The 20,378-nt window shown below is 63.9% G+C and carries 17 protein-coding genes; 11 read left to right on the top strand and 6 right to left on the bottom strand.

Annotated elements, in window-relative coordinates; translation table 11 throughout:
- Positions 1-260: 260 nt before the first annotated feature.
- Positions 261-3,806: a family 16 glycosylhydrolase gene (locus ACW179_RS06550; protein WP_492063493.1), complete on the top strand. Its 3,546-nt coding sequence runs from the start codon at positions 261-263 to the stop codon at positions 3,804-3,806.
- 64 nt (positions 3,807-3,870) lie between these two features.
- Here ACW179_RS06550 and ACW179_RS06545 read toward each other — a convergent pair whose 3' ends face one another.
- The gene (locus ACW179_RS06545) at positions 3,871-4,482 is read right to left on the bottom strand and encodes a sugar transferase (protein ID WP_492063492.1); all 612 of its coding nucleotides are present in this window, start codon (positions 4,480-4,482) and stop codon (positions 3,871-3,873) included.
- Positions 4,483-5,003: 521 nt separating this feature from the next.
- Between ACW179_RS06545 and ACW179_RS06540 the strand changes: the two genes are divergently transcribed.
- Positions 5,004-5,222, top strand: a complete 219-nt coding sequence (locus ACW179_RS06540; RefSeq protein WP_492063491.1) for a hypothetical protein — start codon at positions 5,004-5,006, stop codon at positions 5,220-5,222.
- 440 nt (positions 5,223-5,662) lie between these two features.
- On the opposite strand, the gene ACW179_RS06535 is transcribed toward ACW179_RS06540, so the two are convergent.
- The 4 genes from ACW179_RS06535 to ACW179_RS06520 form a co-directional block, all read right to left on the bottom strand.
- Positions 5,663-6,229 (bottom strand): polysaccharide biosynthesis/export family protein, encoded by a 567-nt coding sequence (locus tag ACW179_RS06535; RefSeq protein ID WP_492063490.1) that lies wholly within the window; start codon positions 6,227-6,229, stop codon positions 5,663-5,665.
- Between the two features lie 218 nt (positions 6,230-6,447).
- The gene (locus ACW179_RS06530; RefSeq protein ID WP_492063489.1) at positions 6,448-7,254 is read right to left on the bottom strand and encodes a metallophosphoesterase family protein; all 807 of its coding nucleotides are present in this window, start codon (positions 7,252-7,254) and stop codon (positions 6,448-6,450) included.
- Between the two features lie 155 nt (positions 7,255-7,409).
- Complete coding sequence (locus tag ACW179_RS06525) at positions 7,410-9,629, bottom strand: GumC family protein (protein ID WP_492063488.1); 2,220 nt, start codon at positions 9,627-9,629, stop codon at positions 7,410-7,412.
- 129 nt (positions 9,630-9,758) lie between these two features.
- Positions 9,759-11,051, bottom strand: coding sequence for an outer membrane beta-barrel protein (locus tag ACW179_RS06520; protein ID WP_492063487.1), 1,293 nt, complete (start codon positions 11,049-11,051; stop codon positions 9,759-9,761).
- A gap of 292 nt (positions 11,052-11,343) precedes the next feature.
- Between ACW179_RS06520 and ACW179_RS06515 the strand changes: the two genes are divergently transcribed.
- The 4 genes from ACW179_RS06515 to ACW179_RS06500 all read left to right on the top strand — a co-directional run bounded on the left by ACW179_RS06515 (position 11,344) and on the right by ACW179_RS06500 (position 15,125).
- Positions 11,344-12,651, top strand: coding sequence for a UDP-glucose dehydrogenase family protein (locus ACW179_RS06515; RefSeq protein WP_492063486.1), 1,308 nt, complete (start codon positions 11,344-11,346; stop codon positions 12,649-12,651).
- Positions 12,648-13,628, top strand: a complete 981-nt coding sequence (locus ACW179_RS06510; RefSeq protein ID WP_492063485.1) for an NAD-dependent epimerase/dehydratase family protein — start codon at positions 12,648-12,650, stop codon at positions 13,626-13,628. The genes ACW179_RS06515 and ACW179_RS06510 overlap by 4 nt, the downstream gene beginning before the upstream one ends.
- A 176-nt stretch (positions 13,629-13,804) precedes the next feature.
- Positions 13,805-14,800 (top strand): UDP-glucose 4-epimerase GalE, encoded by a 996-nt coding sequence (gene galE, locus ACW179_RS06505; RefSeq protein WP_492063484.1) that lies wholly within the window; start codon positions 13,805-13,807, stop codon positions 14,798-14,800.
- 118 nt (positions 14,801-14,918) lie between these two features.
- Complete coding sequence (locus tag ACW179_RS06500) at positions 14,919-15,125, top strand: hypothetical protein (protein ID WP_492063483.1); 207 nt, start codon at positions 14,919-14,921, stop codon at positions 15,123-15,125.
- A 16-nt stretch (positions 15,126-15,141) separates the two neighbouring features.
- Here the strand turns inward: ACW179_RS06500 and ACW179_RS06495 are convergent, their stop codons facing one another.
- On the bottom strand, positions 15,142-15,783 hold the full coding sequence (locus tag ACW179_RS06495) for a S24 family peptidase (RefSeq protein ID WP_492063482.1): 642 nt from the start codon (positions 15,781-15,783) through the stop codon (positions 15,142-15,144).
- 189 nt (positions 15,784-15,972) lie between these two features.
- Here ACW179_RS06495 and ACW179_RS06490 point away from each other — a divergent pair, with 189 nt between their 5' ends.
- The 5 genes from ACW179_RS06490 (at position 15,973) to ACW179_RS06470 (ending at position 20,355) form a co-directional block, all read left to right on the top strand.
- On the top strand, positions 15,973-16,452 hold the full coding sequence (locus tag ACW179_RS06490) for a MerR family transcriptional regulator (protein WP_492064263.1): 480 nt from the start codon (positions 15,973-15,975) through the stop codon (positions 16,450-16,452).
- An 87-nt stretch (positions 16,453-16,539) separates the two neighbouring features.
- Complete coding sequence (locus tag ACW179_RS06485) at positions 16,540-18,333, top strand: acyl-CoA dehydrogenase C-terminal domain-containing protein (RefSeq protein ID WP_492063481.1); 1,794 nt, start codon at positions 16,540-16,542, stop codon at positions 18,331-18,333.
- A gap of 2 nt (positions 18,334-18,335) precedes the next feature.
- Entirely contained in the window at positions 18,336-19,499 is a 1,164-nt protein-coding gene (locus tag ACW179_RS06480; protein WP_492063480.1) for an acyl-CoA dehydrogenase family protein, read from the top strand.
- Entirely contained in the window at positions 19,496-19,876 is a 381-nt protein-coding gene (locus ACW179_RS06475) for a hypothetical protein (RefSeq protein ID WP_492063479.1), read from the top strand. The genes ACW179_RS06480 and ACW179_RS06475 overlap by 4 nt, the downstream gene beginning before the upstream one ends.
- The gene (locus ACW179_RS06470) at positions 19,876-20,355 is read left to right on the top strand and encodes an OsmC family protein (protein WP_492063478.1); all 480 of its coding nucleotides are present in this window, start codon (positions 19,876-19,878) and stop codon (positions 20,353-20,355) included. The genes ACW179_RS06475 and ACW179_RS06470 overlap by 1 nt, the downstream gene beginning before the upstream one ends.
- Positions 20,356-20,378: the final 23 nt, after the last annotated feature.

Genomic DNA, 20,378 nt, shown 5'->3' with positions numbered 1-20,378 from the left:
CCGTCAGGCCCGGCGATCTCTCACGCCTTCCGCATCAAGAATAGCCGGTACGGTTAAGCTGCAGAAACCACGATTAGCCTCAGAGTGTAACAATATAATACATAGAATACCGGCGATATTGATGTAATAGGCAAATTAACCACTCAATAACCAACAATAGATTTGAACGACATAATGTCGCGCTGCATTTCTATTAGCCCAACATTATCCATTGAACGCCATCTTAGCAGTAACGGCCGACCCCACGGCCTTGCAACCACATGGCTCGCACGATGGATTATTTCAATTCTACTGGCGCCCTCGCACCGCAATCCGGAGGATCCAAGCGCACCTATACTGGAACAGCGGCGGCCGACAATTTCGTCGGAACAGACCTGAACGAAGCTTTCATCGGTAATCTGGGGAGCGATACCTTGGCCGGCGGGGCCGGCGACGACATCTATGTCGTCCAGAACAGCGCCACAAAGGTCATCGAGGCGGCCAATGCCGGGATCGACACCGTAAAGGTGACGATGGACTATGTGCTCCCCGAGAATGTGGAGAACCTGGTCATGTACGGCCAGGGCTCGCGCAGCGGCTTCACTGGCCTGGGAAATGCGCTCAACAATCTGATCATCGGCGACGCCAACCGCCAGACCATAAACGGCCTGAAGGGCGACGACGTTCTGGTCGGCAACGGTGGCTCCGACACCTTCGTCTTCGGACGGGGCGACGGACGCGACGTTATCGTCGACTTCACGGCCGGTGTGGGAACCGGTTCGGACACCCTTCGCATCCAGGACTTCGGCCTGACGACCTTCGAGCAGGTCAAGTCGGCCATGAGCCAGGTCGGCGCCGACGTCGTCCTGTCACTTGGGACCGGAGACGCCGTCACCTTCCGCAACACCACCATCAACGCCTTCACCAGCGACAACTTCAAGCTGGCGCTTGATTTCAGCAAGCTGACCCTGACCTTCGAGGACCAGTTCAACACCCTGAGCGTCCAGACCATGGGTCAGGCCGGCACGGGCGTTTGGGCCACCGAATACGGCTTCGCCGGCTGGGGCTCAAAGGTCAGCCACTATATCGGGGACTCGACCGGCGAAGATCAGATCTATGTCGATCCCACCTATGCGGGCACGGGCACGACGGCCCTGGGCATCAATCCCTTTTCGCTGAACAACGGCGTCCTGACCATCACTGCGACCGCCAACACGGCCGAGCAGAAGGCAGCGCTCTATGGCCTGGAGTTCTCCTCGGGCCTGCTGACCACGCGCACCTCGTTCCAGCAGACCTACGGCTATTTCGAGATGCGCGCCATGATGCCCACGGGCACCGGCGCCTGGCCCGCCTTCTGGCTGTTCTCACCGGCCGGCACCCAGGAACTCGATATCTTCGAGGTGATCAGCGAGAAGCCCAACCAGATCAATATGACGGTACATGACAAGTCGTACTCGACCGGCATGGTCGGCGGCTCGTCCTATCTGACCGACAGCCAGACCGCCTTCCACACCTATGGCCTGATGTGGACCGCCGAAACCCTGACCTACTATATCGACGGCGTAGCCGTGTATTCGCTGGCGACCCCGGCCAACATGCACGGGCCTATGTACATCCTGCTGAACCAGGCTGTCGGCGGCTGGGCGTCGACGCCAGATCCGGCCAACATGCCAAGCGGCTTCCAGGTCGACTATGTGCGCGCCTACAGCATCACCGAAACCTCGGCGGTCCCCAAGCCGCCGGTCATCGACGGTGCGTCGTCGGGCGCTGGAACGGCGGAGCCCGGCGTCACCATCAGCACGGGCTCGGCCACCTATACCCTGACCGCGACCGACAACCATCTGGCCTATACCGGAGCTGGAGCCTTCAAGGGCAATGGCAATGATCTGGCCAACAAGATCAGCGGCGGCACGGGCAACGACGTGCTGGATGGCGGCAAGGGTATCGACACCCTGACCGGCGGCGCGGGCAACGACACCTATATCGTCGACAGCACCTCGGACGTGGTGGTGGAGGCCGCAAACGGCGGCCACGACCTGGTGAGGTCCACAGCCTCGGCCTATGCCCTCGGCGCCAACATCGAGAACCTGACCTTCACCGGAACGGGCGCCTTTTCGGGCTGGGGCAACAGCCTGTCCAACGTCATCACCGGCGGGACCGGCAATGACACCCTTGACGGGGGACTTGGAGCCGATCGGCTGGTCGGTGGTATGGGCGACGACACCTACTATGTCGACAGCGCCAGCGACGCCGTGGTCGAACTGGCCGGTGGGGGCTACGATACCCAGATCACTGCCCTGACCAGCGCCAAGGCTGCGCTCAATGTCGAAGCCCTGAAGTACAGCGGCGCCCTGGCCTTCACCGGCTTCGCCGGCGCCTCGGGCACGGCGATTACCGGCGGGATCGGCGCCGACACCCTGTTTGGCGCAGCCGGCGCCGACGTCCTGAACGGCGGGGCCGGGACCGACCTGATGAACGGCGGGGCAGGCAACGACATCTTTGTTGTCGACAACGCCGGCGATCGGGTGATCGAAGCCGCCGGCGGCGGGAACGATACGGTGCGCACCACGCTGTCCGGCTACACGCTCCCCAATGAAGTCGAGGCCCTGGCCTATACAGGCTCGATGGTCTTCACCGGAACCGGCAACGCTCTGGCCAACCAACTGACTGGCGGTGCCAATGCAGATACGCTTTCGGGTGCCGGCGGGGCGGACACCCTTGACGGCGGGCTGGGCACGGATCGCCTACTCGGCGGCGCAGGCGACGATGTCTATCTGCTGGACAATGTCGGCGACGTCGTCGTCGAGGCGGCCAATGAAGGGATCGACACCATCCGCACCGCCCTGGGAACATTCTCCCTCGGCGCGAATATCGAGAACCTGATCTATACCGGTGCCAGCAGCCTGAAGGCGACGGGCAATGCACTGGCCAACCAGATCGTTGGCGGGGTCGGCAACAATGTGCTCGACGGCGGCGCGGGCGCCGACACCCTGACCGGTGGCGTCGGCAGCGACACCTATCTGGTGGACAACATCGGCGACGTGGTGATCGAGGCCGCGAACGGCGGTTATGACCAGGTCAGAGCCACGGCGTCCGCCTACGTCCTGGGCGACAATATCGAGAACCTGACCTTCCTGGGAACTGGTGGTTTTGCCGGCACGGGTAACGCCCTGACCAATGTCATCACGGGCGGAACAGGGAACGACACCCTGAACGGCGGGGCTGGCGGCGACCGCCTGGTCGGCGGGGCCGGCGACGATCTCTATATCCTCGACAGTACGGGCGACGTGGTCGTGGAGCTGGCTGGCGAGGGGTACGACACCCAGGTCACCAGCGCCTCCAGCGCCATAGCTGCGGCCAATATCGAAGCCTTGACCTATAGCGGATCCGCCGCTTTTGCCGGCTATGCCAACGCCGGCGGAACGGCGATTACGGGCGGCGGGGGGATCGACACCCTGGTCGGCGGCGCCGGTTCTGATGTGCTGATCGGCGGTGCGGGCGCAGACGTCCTGTCGGGCGGTGCGGGAGCGGACATTTTCCGCTTCGACTCGATCGGCCAGGGCGTGGACAGGATTTCCGACTTCCAGGTCGGGGTCGACCACTTCGCCCTGAAGGCCACAGCCTTCGGCGTCGCCACCCTGTCTGATCTGTCCTTCGTCAGCGGCATCGCGCCCCAGGCCGTCGATAGCCACGCCACGCTGCTTTACGACACCAGCACCGGGGGGCTCTTTTTCGACGCCACAGGCGGCGACGGTGCCGACAAGGTGCAGATCGCCACCTTGAGCAACAAGGCCGCTGTCAGTCTGAGCGATTTCTGGCTGGTCTAGGGTTCGGGTCTAAGGGCTTGAAGCGGTCGGGGCGGGTTCCTCCAGGAACCCGCCCCGATTTGCATCAATACGAACCCTCGCGGAGCAGAACCGCAGGAAGGGTCTTGAGCAGGATATAGCAGTAGAGCGAGAACGACTTGCGCTTGGCGTACAGCACGTCCAGCGCCACGCGGCGGCGGTAGGAGACGTTGTTGCGACCACTGACCTGCCACAGGCCGGTCACGCCCGGGAGGACCGAGCAGTAGCGCGGGAAAGCGCGACCATAGCGAACCACCTCGGAGTCCACGATCGGGCGCGGCCCGACCAGGCTCATCTCGCCGCGCAAGACGTTCAGAAGCTGGGGCAGTTCGTCGAGGCTGGATTTGCGCAGGAAGGCACCCAGTGGGGTGATGCGGGGATCGTTGCGCAGCTTGTGGTCAGCGGCCCATTCGCGACGCGCATTCTCGTCGCGCGCCAGCAGTGCGGCCAGACGTTCGTTGGAATCAACGACCATGCTGCGGAATTTCAGACAGCGGAACTTCTCGCCGTGGCGACCGATCCGCACGTGACCGAACATGATCGGCCCACCATCCTGAAGCTTGATCGCCACAGCGACCAGAAGCATCAGCGGGGCCAGGAACACCAGAGCCACAGTCGCGATCATCAAGTCCACCACCGTGGATAGCTCGACCTTCATCCTCTTGGATGGAACCTTCGTATTCGTTCCCATAGCCGTCACGAGTTTACCGGCATCAATGGGTGTTTCAATCCCGTACATGACTGAACCCCTCCAAGATCTGTTTCAACCAAATCACACCTAGCAAACTCTGTGCCGCTCGCTTTGGAACGGTCCGCCTGTCGTTCACGCGGCGCTTCAACGCACAACGCCCGAACGTAGAATGCGCGCCAGATCGAACGACGTTATTCGCTCTCACTCGCACAAGGCACCGCCTGAGCCAAGTACCAGGCCCAGAGGTATGTTGGGCCCGCGCGCGAGCCGGGCGAATTCATTGCCCAAAATTCTACAACAGGTTGCGCCCAAACATGGTGAAAGCAGCGTTTACAACCAGTCGCACGACGCCCCTGAACAAAACGCCCAGCGCCGGCAAATATTACTTCCAATAAACCATGCCCGGTAGAACTTTGAACAGCCTTTAAATTTACATTGGCGGGGAAGAAGGAGACTCGCTTATGGCTCAGCCAAAATTTAAGGCGGACATGATCACTCCGCGCGCGAACGATACGTTCATTCGCCCCGCGGCTGCAGCCGACGCACCGCAGTCCAGTCCCGCCCGGATGTTGCAGGACAGCATCGTCACCGCCTTCAATGACGACCACACCCGTTGGTCCGCACGCCGCTCGGCGGCCTTTGTCGTCACCTTCAACCTCGTCGCCTGGAGCGCTATAGCCACCGGCGTATCGCGCCTGCTGACCTAGGGCCCCACAGCCTCGCACAACGCCATGCGAGACATCTAAAAGGGCTCTAAATCAAACATTTAGAGCGGTATAGCCGCCAAAACCGCTCACACTTTTGGCTCTCTCGCGTTCGGCTTTCCCAGGCCGGCCCCCATTGAAATTCAGCAAGACAGGGGCCCTAGCGGCCCCTGTTTTCGTTTGCGACCAACCCCTGCTCCACCCTTTTCCCATAATGACACGCCCGGTTGACGGGTCTGTGACACGGACTTGTCGGGTCAGATTGGCCGAAAAAAGGGCGGGGGCCCTAAAGCCCCCGCCCCTGGTCGTTTCATAGAGCTGAAAAAGCCTAGAGCCCTTTCCGACCTGATGGCTTCATCAAGGTCGGGCAAAAAGGGCTCTAAATCAAAAATTTTAGAGCATTTTTCGATCCGATAACCGTTTCACACTTATCGGAAAATGCTCTAGAATAGCCGTTCCTTGATCCGGATCGTGTCACCCGGCGCCACGGGGATCGAGCTGTTCAGCGGGTATTCCTTGTCCGCGCTTTCCTCGCCATGGCGGACGATCACCTTGCGGGTGTTGGCCCGATAGGTGAAGCCGTTGGCCATGGCCACAGCGTTCATCACGGTCAGCCCATTGGCGTAGGGATACTCGCCAGGCTTGTTGACCTCGCCCAGGATGTAGAACGGCCGATAGGTCGAGACCTCAACGCTGACGCGTGGATCCTTCAGATAGCCACCGCGCAGGGCGTTGGAGATGCTGGCCTGCAGTTCGCTGGGCGTCAGGCCCATGGCCTTGATCTCGCCGATCAGCGGCAAAGCGATGGTGCCGGCGCCCGAAACCTCGAAATCACCCGACAGCGATTCCTCGCCATAGGTGATCAGGCGAATCTTGTCGCCCGCGCCGAGGCGATAGCTGCCCGTAACGGCCGAGGCCATCTGACCCTGTGCCTGCGCCTGAACGGCGGTCGGCGTCATGACCATCACGGGCGCAGCGACCAAAGCGGCCAGGCCCAGTCCGAGAGTCACGATTGGCTTCAACGACAAGAACATTCATGTCCCCCTGTTTCATTCGTGGACGGCGCAGTCATCATGAGGCGACCAAGACGCAGACACGATCATTTATAGGCCCAAGGCCGTTTCATGACCTATAACGCATAATATCAGCCGGGAACTGAACGGAAGCTGAATTCGCTTCACACCGCAGAACTCATCACGATGTTTCGTCATTTCAGGGCCAACTTGCGCTAGAGCTCGACATCGTCCGGCGGAGCCGCAACCGGGCCGCCGACAGAAACCTGGAGCAGTTCACGCTGCGTGGCTTGCAGTCGCAAGGCGGTCAGCACCCCGGTCGCGAACGCGCCCGTGTCGATGCCGATCTTGTTGCTTTGCAGTTCCACGTCGCTGATCGGCGTGTGGCCGTGCACCACCACGCTATTGTCCAGCCAGGGTTTGCGCAGGAAGTCGTCACGGATCCACAGCAGATCGTCTTCCGTCTGCTCCTCGATCGGACGACCAGGACGCAGACCGGCGTGGACAAAGATGTAGTCGCCAAACACCAGCAGGGTCTTGAGACCGCGCAGGAAGGTCAGATGCGCGGCCGGCAGGACGGCCGCCAGTTGGTTGCGGATCTGCGTAAGGTCGGCCTGGGGCGGATTTCGAGGCACTGTAACACCGTAGGAGGCCAGCGCCTCGATCCCGCCGTGCGACAGCCACGGCGCCCCTGCGATCGGGTCATTCAGAAAGGCCAGCAGCGCCTGTTCGTGATTGCCCTTCAACGGACGCAGCGTCAGGCCGGTCGAGGTCTCGAAATTGAGGATGGCGTCGATGACGCCGGCCGAGGCGGGACCCCGGTCAATATAATCGCCAAGCAGGACAACCAGGCCGCGCTGGCGCGGCACGCACCGGGCATGGTCGTTGCGGATCGCCTCGATCAGCATGTTGAACAAGTCGAGGCGCCCATGGATGTCGCCGACGGCATAGACCACCCAGCCCGAGGGGATCGCCGAGTCCTTGGTCATCTTGGGCCGCTTGAACAGGTCTAGCAGCGCCATGTCGAAAGTCCTCCGGTCGGCATCGTCGCCTGAGGGCGTCGCGTTTGGATGCTCCGCCTACTGACGGTCCACCCTCGGCTGTCATGCGCCGCGAGCAGGCGCTGGGGGCGGACAGCGGACGGACGCGATACGGGCGTCCGTCCGGCAGGAATCCGCTAGTTGTTGGTGTAGTAGCTCTTGTACGAACCATAATAGTAGCCGGCGTCGCCATAGCCCGAACGGGCCTGCTCGCGCACATTGACCTGCGTCAGGGCCACGCCCGTGACGCGGGCACCGACTGACTGCAGCAGGCGCAGGCCGTTCAGCACCGCATTGCGGTGAGTGTGGCGCCAGCGGGTCAGATACAGCACGCCGTCGCTCTTGGGCGCCAGGATCCGGGTGTCGGCGATGGCCAGCACCGGGGCCGTGTCGAGCAGCACATAGCGGAAGCGCTGGCGCAGGGCCTCGATCAGTTCATCCATGGCAGCCGAGCCGAACAGATCCTGCACGACGGGGTCACCCTTGGCGATGGGCAGGAACACGGCGCTGGTCAGATCGTCGCGCATCAGGCAGCGATCCAGCGGCACCTTGCCGGAAAGCGCTTCCAGCAGGCCGACAGTCGGCTCGTGCTGCGACACGCGGTGCAGGTTGCGGCGGCGCAGGTCGCAGTCGACCACGACCACCGAGTCCCCGGCCAGGGCCATGGTCCGCGCCAGGCAGACACTGGTCGTGGTCTTGCCTTCGCGGGGCAGCGACGAGGTGATGGTGATCACCCGCGACCCTTCGCCCGGGACAGTGGCCATCAACGAGGTGCGCAGGTTGCGGAAACCTTCGGCGAAAGCCGACAGCGGCTTGTCGACGATGTAGCGGGTCGGCGAAGCCTTGCGGCCCGCCTCGCTGCCGATGGTGGAAGACAGCAGCGGCAGCGAACCCAAGTTGGGCAGTTCCAGGCGCTGTTCGATATCCGACGAGGTCGAGAAGCCGGTGTCGAGCAGTTCCAGAATGATCAGCAGCGCCAGGCCCGCCACGATAGCGGCCATAAAGCCCAGCAGCAGGATCACCGGAACATTGGGCGAGCTGGGAACCGATGGTGCCTTGGCGCGCGACAGGACCCGGGCGTCCGATTGTTCAATGCCCTGCTGGGCGGTCGTCTGCTTGAAGCGGTCGAGGAACGATTGATACAGCGTGCGGACCGACTCGGCGTTGCGTTCAAGCTCGTTGAGGCGGACCGAGGCGGCGTTATTCGAAGCCAGAGTGCCGCGCGAGCGACCCAGGCTGGCCTCAAGCGAGCTGACCTGCCCCTGGGCGGCCTGGGCCTTGGCCTGCAGGTTGGAGATGATCCGGCGGATTTCGGCCTGGATCTGGGTGTCGATGTCGTTCAGCTGGGCCTGGGCCTTCTGGAGCGCCGGATAGCGCGGGCCATAGCGGCCCTGCATCTCGGCGACTTCGCGGCTGATCTCGGCGCGCTGGCTGCGCAGCTGCTGCACGACCGGCGAGTCAAGCGCACCACCGACGTCGTCACCCGACGAACCGCGCGCCAGCTGGGCGCGGGCGGTGTTGTACTGCGAGGCCTGGGCAGCCGCTTCGGCGCGGGATTCGGCCAGGCGGGTGTTGAGGTTGGAGATTTCCTGCTCGGTGAGCGTATTGCCCTCGGCGCTCAGCAGGCCATTGGCGGCCTTGTACTGCTGCACCTGGGCCTCGGCCTGTTCGACCTGCGCACGCAGGCCATTGAGGCGCTTGTCCAGCCATTCGCTGGCGCCGCTGGTCGCCTTGAACTTGCTGTCCAGCTGTTCAAAGACATAGCGGTCGGCGAAGGCGTTGGCGATGCGCGCGGCCATTTCGGGGCGCTCGGAGGCGAACTCGATATTGATCACATAGGTCAGGCCAGAACGGCTGACCTTGAGATGGCGCAGGACGTTGTCGACCACCAGCTCGTGCTCGCGCTGCTTGTCGTCAGCGCTGGCCGGAGCCTTTTCGGTCTTGCCCAACAGACCATTCAGCGAAGCCATCATCCCGGGCTTGCGCAGGCGGGCGTTGAACTCGGGATCGCGGTCCAGGCCCTGCTCGCTGACCACCTTCTCGGCGAGGGCGCGCGAGCGCAGCACCTCGACCTCGGTATCGACGACGCTGGTGTCGGCCGTCAGGCTCGACATCACCTGCTGCATGTCCAGGACGTTCTGCTTGCGCGAGTCCAGCATGACCTGGGCGTTCGAGGTGTATTGCGGCGTGGCCTGCAGAGTCAGCAGGATGGCCAGGCCGAACACCACCAGGGCGGCGGCCCAGAAGGCCCTCGCCCGACGGCGGAACATCGCCAGGTACCGACGAAGATCGATCTTCGGCAGACCGATCTCGTTGTTCGAGTCGTTGATACCGGCCTTGGGCGTTCGAGCGTCCATACTCAGATCCTCAGTTCAATCGCCGCTATTGAGTGCTGGTTCGCGTCGAACAGCTCAATTTACGAGTTCTCAATCAGAGCGCGTTGGCGCTAAGCTAGGCCGGCTCTGGTTAGCGAGACGTTAGAGACGTTAGAATTTGTAGGTCGTCGTCAGATAGAAGCGGTCGGAAGAGAAGTCGGTGCCCTGCTCGGAGCCCGACGAAGCCTGCTTGATCCACTCATAACCGCCCTCCAGTCCTACAGACCGATTAAGAAGGTAGTTTACGCCTAGGCCAGCCGAAGGGCGCTTGTCCTTGCGGTTTATAGCGCCCTTGAAGTCGTTCTCCTGGTATCCAACACGGCCGTTGAGCAGGATGTTGCGCCTGAACTCATAGTCGGCGCGAAGTTGGCCCGAAGTGAGCAGGAAACCGGCAGCCCCGGCGAAATCGGTCTCCTCAATGCTCTGGGCGGCGGTGGCGGAGATCGTCAGCAGCGGCATCGGGAAATATTCGACCTTGCCGCGAACCGAGGCACCATTGACGTCTTTGAATGCCGAAGAGTCATAGGTCTGGCGTGAATAGCCAACGGCCAAATCGCCCCGGATCAGGCTGGTGAGGTCAAAGCTGGCACCGAACGACACATCGACACCCTGCGAGTCGCGCGAATCCAGCCCGGCTCCGCTCTTGTAGTTGCGTACATTGCCCGCGGCGGCGACGAACACCGAGGTGGCGCCGCTGATCGCATATTCGGCGCGGCCGCCCAGGGTGGTGCTAACCCGGTCGCGATCCGGGCCGACAACCTTGCCGCCACCGATGGCGTCGACGCTGGCATAGTCGACGTCGCGCACATCAAGCGCGGTGCTGACCCGCACGCGGCTGAAATCCTTGACGCCCCCGAAATACACCTTGCCGACCTTGTAGCGCACAGGTTCGGCCGCGCTGGCCGGTGCCGAAACAGAGGTGCGCGGCTCGGTGGCCTGCTCATAGGAAGCGCCGCCCTGAAGCGACGATCCACGACTGGCGTCAAAGCGGCCATTTGCGCCCAGCGCCCAGTCGACAGCGTCTTCACGCGGGTGGTCCAGATAGCTGCGGCTGTCGAGTCGCGCGAAGGCCGACACGGCATGCAGAGCCCAGTCACTCTCGAGCAGTACGGCGGGCCGCACACTGATGATGGCGTCCGCCTGCTCAATCGCCTTGGCGAAAATGTTGTCGTCGCTGGTGACGCCCAACGACACGGTCGGCCGCACCATCAGGCTCTGCCAGCGCAGCCCCCTGGCGTCCCATTCGGGCCTTGGCCGCTGCACCACGCCGACATTGCGGCCTCGCGCGAACAGTCCCGTCCGGTCGCCCATGGCCACACCGAAGTCGGCCGTCTGGTCGCCGGGAACGCGATAGGCCTGCGCCTGGGCGCCGGAGGCCAGAGTCGCCAGCGCGAGGGCGGACACACACCCCAACAAACCTGATCGCATCAACAGACCCTATCGTTTGTCGCGCAACAGACTGCGCATCTTGTTATCCTTGATACCCTATCAAGGACGGACTTCAATCCTCAGGCGTCCAGCCATGCTTGTTTGCCGGCCCGCAAAGGTGTTCGTGCAGCATTTCTGTCGCTAAATTGCTAATATTCGTTAACGAAGCGCGTCGGAAGTTCAATTTTAACTCCCACTGCGCAATCTCTTCGTGCATCCGCACCGGAGGCCTCCTAGTAGGGTCTCGACCTTTCACAAGGAGATCGACTTGCGCGTAGTGATGATCGGCACGGGCTATGTCGGACTGGTGTCCGGGGCGTGTTTCGCGGACTTTGGTCACGTGGTGACTTGCGTGGACAAGGATCCGAGCAAGATCGAGCGGCTGGAGCGGGGCGAGATCCCGATCTTCGAACCGGGGCTGGATGATCTGGTGGCGCGCAATGTGCGCGAGGGCCGCCTGTCCTTCACGCTCGAAGGCGCAGCCGCCATCAAGGAAGCCGACGCGGTGTTCATCGCCGTGGGCACCCCCACCCGGCGCGGCGACGGCCATGCCGACCTGTCCTATGTCTATGCCGCCGCCGAAGAGATCGCCGGCCTGATCGAGGGCTTCACCGTCATCGTCACCAAGTCGACCGTGCCGGTCGGCACCGGCGACGAGGTCGAGGCCATCACCAAGCGCGTGCGCCCCGACGCCCAGTTCGCCGTGGTCTCCAACCCCGAGTTCCTGCGCGAAGGCGCCGCCATCGAGGACTTCAAGCGTCCCGACCGCGTGGTCGTCGGCACCGAGGACGAGCGCGCCCAGGCGGTGATGCGCGAGCTCTATCGCCCGCTGAGCCTGAACGAGACGCCGATCGTCTTCACCGGCCGTCGCACCAGCGAGCTGATCAAGTACGCCGCCAACGCCTTCCTCGCCATGAAGATCACCTTCATCAACGAGATGGCCGACCTGTGCGAAAAGGTCGGGGCCGACGTGCAGCAGGTGGCCAAGGGCATCGGCCTGGACAAGCGCATCGGCGGCAAGTTCCTCAATGCCGGTCCCGGCTATGGCGGCTCGTGCTTCCCCAAGGACACCATCGCTCTGGTCAAGACCGCCCAGGACTATGGTGCCCCGACCCGGCTGATCGAGGCCACGGTCGAGATCAATGACGCCCGCAAGAAGGCCATGGCCACCAAGGTCGCCGCCGCCCTGGGCTCGCAGGATCTGTCGGGCAAGACCGTCGGTGTGCTGGGCGTGACCTTCAAGCCCAATACCGACGACATGCGCGACGCCCCCAGCCTGGACATCCTGCCGGCCCTGCAGGCCATGGGCGCCAGCGTCCAGGCCTTCGACCCCGAAGGCGGCCACGAGGCGGTCAAGATGCTGCCGGGCGTGACCTTCGCCGCCGGCCCCTATGAGGCCGCCGAAGGTGCTGACGTCCTGCTGATCCTCACCGAATGGGACCAGTTCCGGGCGCTCGACCTGGAGCGCCTCAAGTCCGCCCTCAAGGCCCCCGTCGTCGTCGACCTGCGCAATGTCTACAAGCCCGCCGACATGGTCCGCGCCGGATTCACCTATACCTCCATCGGGCGCGCATGATCGCCTCCGGGCCCGTCATCGTTACCGGCGCCGCCGGCTTCATCGGCATGCACGTGGTCGAGCGACTGCTGGATCGCGGCGAGGTGGTCGTAGGGATCGATGTCTTCAACGACTATTACGACCCCCGCCTGAAGGCTGCGCGCGCTGCGCGGCTGGAGGGCCGACCGGGCTTTTCGATGGTCCGTCTGGACATTGCCGAGCACGAGACCCTGCTGGAGCTGGTCAAGACCAGCGGCGCCAAGCGGATCGTGCATCTCGCCGCCCAGGCGGGCGTTCGCTACTCCATCGACAATCCCTTCGCCTATGAGCGCTCCAACCTGGCCGGCCATCTGGCCGTGCTGGAGGCCTGCCGTCATGCGGGCGTCGAGAGCCTCGTCTATGCCTCGTCCAGCAGCGTCTATGGCGACCGGCCGATCATGGGCGGTGGTTTCAAGGAGACGGATCCGGTGGACGCCCCGGTGTCGCTGTATGCCGCTACCAAGCGGTCGTGTGAGCTGATCAGCGCCAGCTATGTGCGGCTGTATGGCTTTCCACAGGCGGGCCTGCGGTTCTTCACGGTCTATGGTCCGTGGGGCCGGCCCGACATGGCCTACTACGACTTTACCCAGAAGATCCTCAGGGGCGAGGCCATCGAGGTCTATGGCGAGGGCAAGATGGCCCGCGACTTCACCTTTGTGGACGATATCGTCGATGGGATCATTGGAGTGCTCGACAATCCGCCGGCCCAGGGCGGCCACGAAATCTATAACATCGGCGGTAGCAGCCCGGTCGGTCTGATGGAGATGATCACGACGCTGGAGCGGGCCATAGGCCGTGAAGCGGTGAAGATCATGCGCCCGATGCAGCCGGGGGACGTAACTGCCACCTACGCCGACATTTCGAAACTAACCGCTCTGACCGGCTACAAGGCCAAGGTGGCGCTGGACGAGGGCCTGGCCCGCTTCGCCGCCTGGTGGCCGACCTTCCACAAGAGCTGATCCGCCCTGCAACGCCATCCCCCGTTCCGGGGACGTGCCGCGCCCGGGTCCTGCCTCCAGGATGACCGGACTTGGCCGGGCGGTTGCTCCAGACCACATTCCCGGCGACGCCGGGCGGGGGCTCTGGCAGACTCCTCGCTGACCCTGACCCTGACCTTGCCTACGACGGGACGACCATGACCGACCGCACACCGATCCTAGTCGCCGGCGGCGCAGGCTATATCGGATCCCACACCTGCCTGAGGCTGCACGAGGCCGGCTTCCTGCCGATCGTCTACGACAATCTCAGCAATGGCTGGGAGTCGTTCGTCCAGTGGGGACCGCTGGAGGTGGGCGACATCAATGACGCCGCCCGGCTGGACGCGGTTTTGGCCAAACACAAGCCGGCCGCCATCATCCACTTCGCCGCCTTCATCGAGGTCGGCTTTTCGGTCGCCGAGCCGGGCGCCTTCTACGCCAACAATGTGGGCGGTACGATCACCCTGGTCGAGGCCGCCCGCCGCGCCGGAATCGACAAGCTGGTCTTCTCCTCGACCTGCGCCACCTATGGCGCGCCGGTCTATGTACCGATGGACGAGAAGCACCCGCAGGCGCCGCTCAATCCCTATGGCCGCAGCAAGCTGATGGTCGAGCAGATCCTTGCCGACCTGGACCAGTACAAGGCCTTCCGGTCAGTCGTGCTGCGCTATTTCAACGCCGCCGGCGCCGATCCCGAGGGCCGCATCGGCGAGAAGCACGAGCCCGAAACCCACGCCATCCCGCTGGCCATCGCCGCCGCGCGCGGCGAGCGCGACGCCTTCACCCTGTTCGGCAGCGACTACGACACCCGCGATGGCACCTGCGTGCGCGACTATATCCACGTGCTCGACCTGGCCGACGCCCACGTGCTGGCGCTGAAATGGCTGCTGAACGGCGGCGAAAGCACGGCCTTCAACCTCGGCACCGGTGAGGGCACCACGGTGCGCGAACTGGTCGGGGCGATCGAGCGGCGCTCCAATACGCCCTTCCCGTTGATCCCGGCTGAACGGCGGGCCGGGGATGCCCCCAGCCTGGTGGCCAATAACGACAAGGCGCGGATCGGCCTGGGCTGGTCGCCTCGCTACGACCTGCAACAGATCATCGATCACGCCTGGGCCTGGCATGCCAATGGGGCCCTGACGCTGAAGCGCTGACGGAAGCCGACGCCTGCGACACCTTGTCGTGCATGGTGAACCAAGTCTGAATGGGCCGTTAAGGGTCTGTCCGCACTTGCGAGTCTAGACTGCCGGGATCAACACCAAGGTTAGTCCCATGGCTTCTTTCACCCTTCGCCCCTCAGATCGCTCGCAGTTCGACTCGTTGCTCGGCGAGCTGAACACCCAGTTCCCGGCCGCCCACGTGGAAGCCGCGCACAACGATATCTGGGGATCCTATCGCCTGGACGTGTCGTGCGATGCGCCGCTCGAAGGCGATCTGGTCGCCTGGGTCGGCAAGCACGCCGGCTGCCCGCGCACCTGAAACTGCTGACCGGCGGCTACTGGCTGGCCCAGAGGATCCGCGCGATCCAGGCCACCTCGCCCCGGTCGAGCACGCGATCCTCATAGTCGCGGTTGAGGGATGACAGTTCGATGGTCCGGGCCGTGACCCGGGCCAGTTCCTTGGCCATCACCTCGCCGGCGTTGGTTTTGACCACGACGCGGTCGCCCCGGCGCGGTTCGATCGACGGCGAAACCAGGATCCGGTCGCCGTCGCGAAACACCGGGACCATCGAGTCTCCCGAAATCTCCAGCGCATAGACGCCGTCTTCCTGCAGACCGGGAAAGGCGATCTCGTCCCAGCCCTGCCCGGCAGGAAAACCCGCGTCGTCGAAAAAGCCGTCTGACCCCGCCTGAGCGAAGCCCAGCAGCGGCACGCCCCGCGCCACGGGGCGCTTGGCGTTTTCGGTCAGGGCGGCAAACTCGGAAAAGCCCACGCCCGTTGCTTCCAGAACCTTGGCGAGGCTCTCGGTGGAGGGCCAGCGTGGCCGCGCCTCAGCGTCGGCCGACATCCGCTTGGAGCGATTGAAGCTGGTTGGGTCCAGGCCCGCCATCCTGGCCATGGCCGATGGGCTCATGTCGAAACGCTTGGCCAGCGCGTCAATCGCGGTCCAGATTTCGGTGTGAGAGAGGGCCGTCATGGCGTGGAGTCCAGCGGGTGGCAGGCCACAGGAAAATAAGCCTCACCACTAGGAATGTAAACCTAAGCAATTCCTGAAGCTTGACGTTTACGTAAACGTTGACGTCAACGGAGGCCGGGGTTACGGTGATCAACGATAATAAAGCGGCCCAGCCGCGTAGCTGGGCCATTCCTCCTGGGAGGTTACATGTTGGCTGATCTGCGTCGCCCCGAGCGCACCTTCACCATTCGACAATTGTGCAACGAATTCAAAGCCACGCCCCGCGCGCTGCGCTTCTATGAAGACAAGGGTCTGCTGTGCCCGGCCCGGGAAGGCCTCAACCGCGTCTATTCCCACAAGGACCGCGTCCGCCTGCAGCTGATCCTGCGCGGCAAGCGGGTGGGCCTGTCGCTGTCAGAAATCCGCGAACTGTTGGACCTCTATGACGAGAACGACGACGGCGCAGCCCAGATGGCACGCTCGCTCAAGAAGTTCCGCGAACGCGCCCTGGCGCTGGAGCAACAGCGCGAGGACATCGACGGTGCCCTGATCGAGCTGCACCAGGCCTGCGCCCGCCTCGAGAAACGCCTCACCGAAATCCGCCCCGACCTGCTGCCCCGTGCCGCCGACTACGACCAGGTGCTGCGCGCCCGGCTGGACGGTCACGCCGACGCTGCATTGGGCAAGTAAGACACCTGCGCGGTGTGCCGTCGGGTTTCCCGATAGCGAGCCGCGCCGGCTTCATCCTCCACGAGCCTCTCTCTTCCAGGACCTTCCATGACCTACCAGGCGCCCGTTCGCGATCACGTCTTCATCCTGCGCGACATGCTGAATATCGATCAGCATGGCCAGCTGCCGGCCTTCGCCGACGCCTCGTTCGACACCGTCGAACAGATCCTGGAAGCCGCCGCCCAGTTCACCGGCGAGGTCCTGGCTCCGTTGAACACCGTCGGCGACAAGACCGGCTGCGTGCTGAACAAGGACACCAACGAGGTCACCACGCCTCCGGGATTCAAGGAAGCCTACAAGCAGCTGTGCGAGGGCGGCTGGACGGGACTGGGCTCCGACCCCGCCTATGGCGGCCAGGGTCTGCCGCATGTCGTCAACCTGGCCTTCAGCGAGATGTCGAGCTCGGCCAACATGGCGTTCTCGATGTATCCGGGCCTGGCCCACGGCGCCTATTCGGCCATCCACACCGGCGGCACCGACGAACAGAAAGAGCTGTACCTGCCCAAGATGGTGACCGGCGAATGGACCGGCACCATGAACCTGACCGAGCCGCACTGCGGCACCGACCTCGGTTTGCTGCGCACCAAGGCGGTTCCGCAGGCTGACGGCACGTACCGCATCACCGGCCAGAAGATCTGGATCAGCGCCGGCGAGCATGACATGGCCGACAACATCGTCCACCTGGTTCTGGCCCGCATCGAAGGTGCCCCGGCCGGCGTCAAGGGCATCAGCCTGTTCATCGTGCCCAAGTTCCTGCCGAAGGAAGACGGCAGCGTCGGCGAGCGCAATGTCGGCGCCAAGTGCGTGGGCCTTGAAGAGAAGATGGGCATCCACGGCAACGCCACCTGCGTGATGCAGTATGAAGACGCCAAGGGCTGGCTGATCGGCGGCGAGAACGCCGGCCTGAAGATCATGTTCGTGATGATGAACGAGGCCCGCCTGGGCGTCGGCATGCAGGGCGTGGCCCAGGGCGAGGCCGCCTATCAGGCCGCCGTTGCCTTCGCCAAGGATCGCCTGCAGGGCCGCTCGCTGACCGGCCCCAAGAACGCCGACGGCCCGGCCGATCCGATCATCGTCCATCCGGACGTGCGTCGCATGCTGCTGGAGAGCAAGGCCCTAATCGAAGGCGGTCGCGCCTTTCTGTTCTGGACCGCCCTGCACGGCGACCTGGCCCATGCCCACCCCGACGAGAAGGTGCGCGAAAAGGCCGAGGACTATATGGGCCTGATGACCCCGGTGCTGAAAGGCTACCTGACCGACAAGGGCTTCAAGATCTGCTCCGACGCGGTGCAGGTGCACGGCGGCAGCGGCTTTACCGAGCACTTCCCGGTCAGCCAGTTCATGCGCGATTGCCGCATCGCCCTGATCTATGAGGGCACCAACGGCATCCAGGCCCTGGATCTGGTCGGCCGCAAGCTGGCCTCCAAGGGCGGCCGCGCGGTGATGACCTTCTTCCAGGAAATCGACCAGTTCATCGGCGAGAACGACAGCGATGCGGCGCTGAAGCCGTTCGTCACGGCCCTGGCCGAGGTGAAGGCCCAGCTGCAGGACGGCACGATGTGGCTGATGCAGAACGGCCTGCAGAACCCCGACAATGCCGGCGCGGCCTCGACCGACTACATGCACCTCTTCGGCCTGACGGGCCTGGCCTATATGTGGGCCCTGCAGGTCAAGGCGGCCCAGGCCAAGATCGCGGCCGGCTCGTCCGACCCGTTCTATTCGACCAAGGTCGTCACGGCGCAATATTTCATCGAGCGCATCTTGCCTGACGCAGGGGCGCATCTGACCAAACTCAAGACGGGTTCGGCGACCCTGATGGCGCTGCCCGCGGAGGCTTTCTGATCATGAGCGTGCTCGACGTCGCAAAACCGGCTTTCATGGCTGAGGAAGACATCGCGATCTTTGAAGACGCGGTGGGCAAGTTCTTCGACGAGCACGCGCCTGAAGCGACGGTCGCCCAGTGGCGCAAGAACCACTGCGTCGACCGTTCAATGTGGACCAAGGCAGGAGAGGCCGGCTTGCTGGGCCTCTCCACGCCGGAAGAATATGGCGGGGCCGGCGGCGACTATCGCCACGAGGTCGTGCTGATGGAACAGCTGGGCCTGAAGGGCGTCGACGGCTTCGGCATCAGCCTGCACAACGCGATCATCATGCCCTACTTCGTCCACTACGGGACCGAGGAGCAGAAGCGTCGCTGGTTGCCCAGGCTGGCGACTGGCGAACTGGTCGGCGCCATCGCCATGACCGAGCCCGGCGCGGGGTCGGACCTCCAGGGCATCAGGACGACGGCCAAGAAGGTCGGCAATCAGTATGTCATCAACGGTTCGAAGACCTTCATCACCAATGGCCAGACCGCCAATCTGATCATCGTGGTCGCCAAGACCGACGTGGACGCCGGCGCGCGCGGCACGTCCCTGATCATTGTCGAGACCGATGGCGCGGAAGGCTTCGAGCGCGGCCGCAACCTCGACAAGCTGGGCCAGGAAGCTCAGGACACGTCGGAACTGTTCTTCAACGACGTCAAGGTTCCGACCGAGAACCTGCTGGGCACGGACGAAGGCCGGGGCTTCTTCCAGCTGATGGGCCAGCTGCCCCAGGAGCGGCTGAACATCGCCGTCCAGGGCATGGCCACCATCGAGCGGGCCCTTGAGCTGACCATCGCCTATGTCAAGGAGCGCAAGGCGTTCGGCAAGGCGATCATCGACTTCCAGAACACCCAGTTCGTGCTGGCCGAGTGCAAGACCGAGGCGACTGTCGCCCGTGTCTTCACCAATCACTGCATCGAGCAGCATCTGGCCGGCAAGCTGGACGCCTCGACCGCCTCGATGGCCAAGTACTGGGTCAGCGACCTGGAGAACAAGATCGTCGACCGCTGCCTGCAGCTGTTCGGCGGCTATGGCTTCATGAACGAATATCCGATCGCCCGGATGTACCGCGACAGCCGCGTCCAGCGGATCTATGGCGGCACCAACGAGGTGATGAAGATCCTGATCGCGAGGACCCTGTGATCCTGACGCTCGCCCTTTTGGCCCAGGCCGCTACGGCGGCCTCCAAGCCCCCCGCGCCCGACGCGCGCGCCGCCGTGGTCTGCGTTCGCGCGGCCCCCGGCGGTCGCCGGCCCCTGAGCTTCAACGGAACCCTGGTGGGCAAGCGTCCGCAGCCGGGAGCCTTCAAGCTGCCGCTGACGCCGGGTAGCGACGTCTGTAACACCCTGCTGCGCTCCAAGATCGCGACCTGGTCGCTGGAGGTCACCACCTCGGGCTTCACGCCCTGCGTCCTGCCCGCGCCGGAGTTTGGCCAGCGGGTGACCTACAGCGCCAAGGCCGGGGCGCGCGGCCTGCAATGCGCCCAGATCGCCAAGTCGCCGATCGGGACCTGGAAATAATGTCCGTCCACACCGCCACCATCCGCTGGGCGCTGAAGCCGGACGAGGACTTTCCCAAGGGCCGCTACAGCCGCGCCCACACCCTGGCGTTCGACGGCGGGGTGACGGCGCTGGGCTCAGCCTCGCCCTCAGTAGTGCCCCTGCCCTGGTCCGATCCGGCCGGCGTCGATCCGGAAGAGATGTTCGTGGCGGCCCTGTCGTCTTGCCACATGCTGACCTTTCTGGATCTGGCCCGCCGGGCCGGTTTCTACATCACCGCCTATGCCGACACCGCCGAAGGCGTGATGACGAAGAATGACCATGGCGCGCACTGGGTCAGCGCCGTGACGCTGCGCCCCGTGATCACCTGGCAGGGTGCCGCCCCCGACATGGCCGCCGAAACGGCCCTGCACGAGGCCGCCCACCACGCCTGTTTCATCGCCAATTCGGTTCGTACGGATGTGCGGGTCGAGCCGGCGAACGCCTTACACCCCGCTTAAAAAGATACGCAGGAAGGAGCCAT

Source organism: Caulobacter sp. AVps18, assembly GCF_058681425.1.
This window is presented reverse-complemented; position numbering and strand designations above follow the sequence as displayed.

Bases quoted from the DNA above. Each gene is read 5' to 3' on its own strand.
- ACW179_RS06545 (WP_492063492.1), bottom strand. From the start codon at position 4,482: ATGAAGGTCGAGCTATCCACGGTGGTGGACTTGATGATCGCGACTGTG.
- ACW179_RS06485 (WP_492063481.1), top strand. From the start codon at position 16,540: ATGACCTACCAGGCGCCCGTTCGCGATCACGTCTTCATCCTGCGCGAC.
- ACW179_RS06495 (WP_492063482.1), bottom strand. From the start codon at position 15,783: ATGACGGCCCTCTCTCACACCGAAATCTGGACCGCGATTGACGCGCTG.
- ACW179_RS06530 (WP_492063489.1), bottom strand. From the start codon at position 7,254: ATGGCGCTGCTAGACCTGTTCAAGCGGCCCAAGATGACCAAGGACTCG.
- ACW179_RS06470 (WP_492063478.1), top strand. From the start codon at position 19,876: ATGTCCGTCCACACCGCCACCATCCGCTGGGCGCTGAAGCCGGACGAG.
- ACW179_RS06500 (WP_492063483.1), top strand. From the start codon at position 14,919: ATGGCTTCTTTCACCCTTCGCCCCTCAGATCGCTCGCAGTTCGACTCG.
- ACW179_RS06550 (WP_492063493.1), top strand. From the start codon at position 261: ATGGCTCGCACGATGGATTATTTCAATTCTACTGGCGCCCTCGCACCG.
- ACW179_RS06540 (WP_492063491.1), top strand. From the start codon at position 5,004: ATGATCACTCCGCGCGCGAACGATACGTTCATTCGCCCCGCGGCTGCA.
- ACW179_RS06480 (WP_492063480.1), top strand. From the start codon at position 18,336: ATGAGCGTGCTCGACGTCGCAAAACCGGCTTTCATGGCTGAGGAAGAC.
- ACW179_RS06525 (WP_492063488.1), bottom strand. From the start codon at position 9,629: ATGGACGCTCGAACGCCCAAGGCCGGTATCAACGACTCGAACAACGAG.
- galE (WP_492063484.1), top strand. From the start codon at position 13,805: ATGACCGACCGCACACCGATCCTAGTCGCCGGCGGCGCAGGCTATATC.
- ACW179_RS06510 (WP_492063485.1), top strand. From the start codon at position 12,648: ATGATCGCCTCCGGGCCCGTCATCGTTACCGGCGCCGCCGGCTTCATC.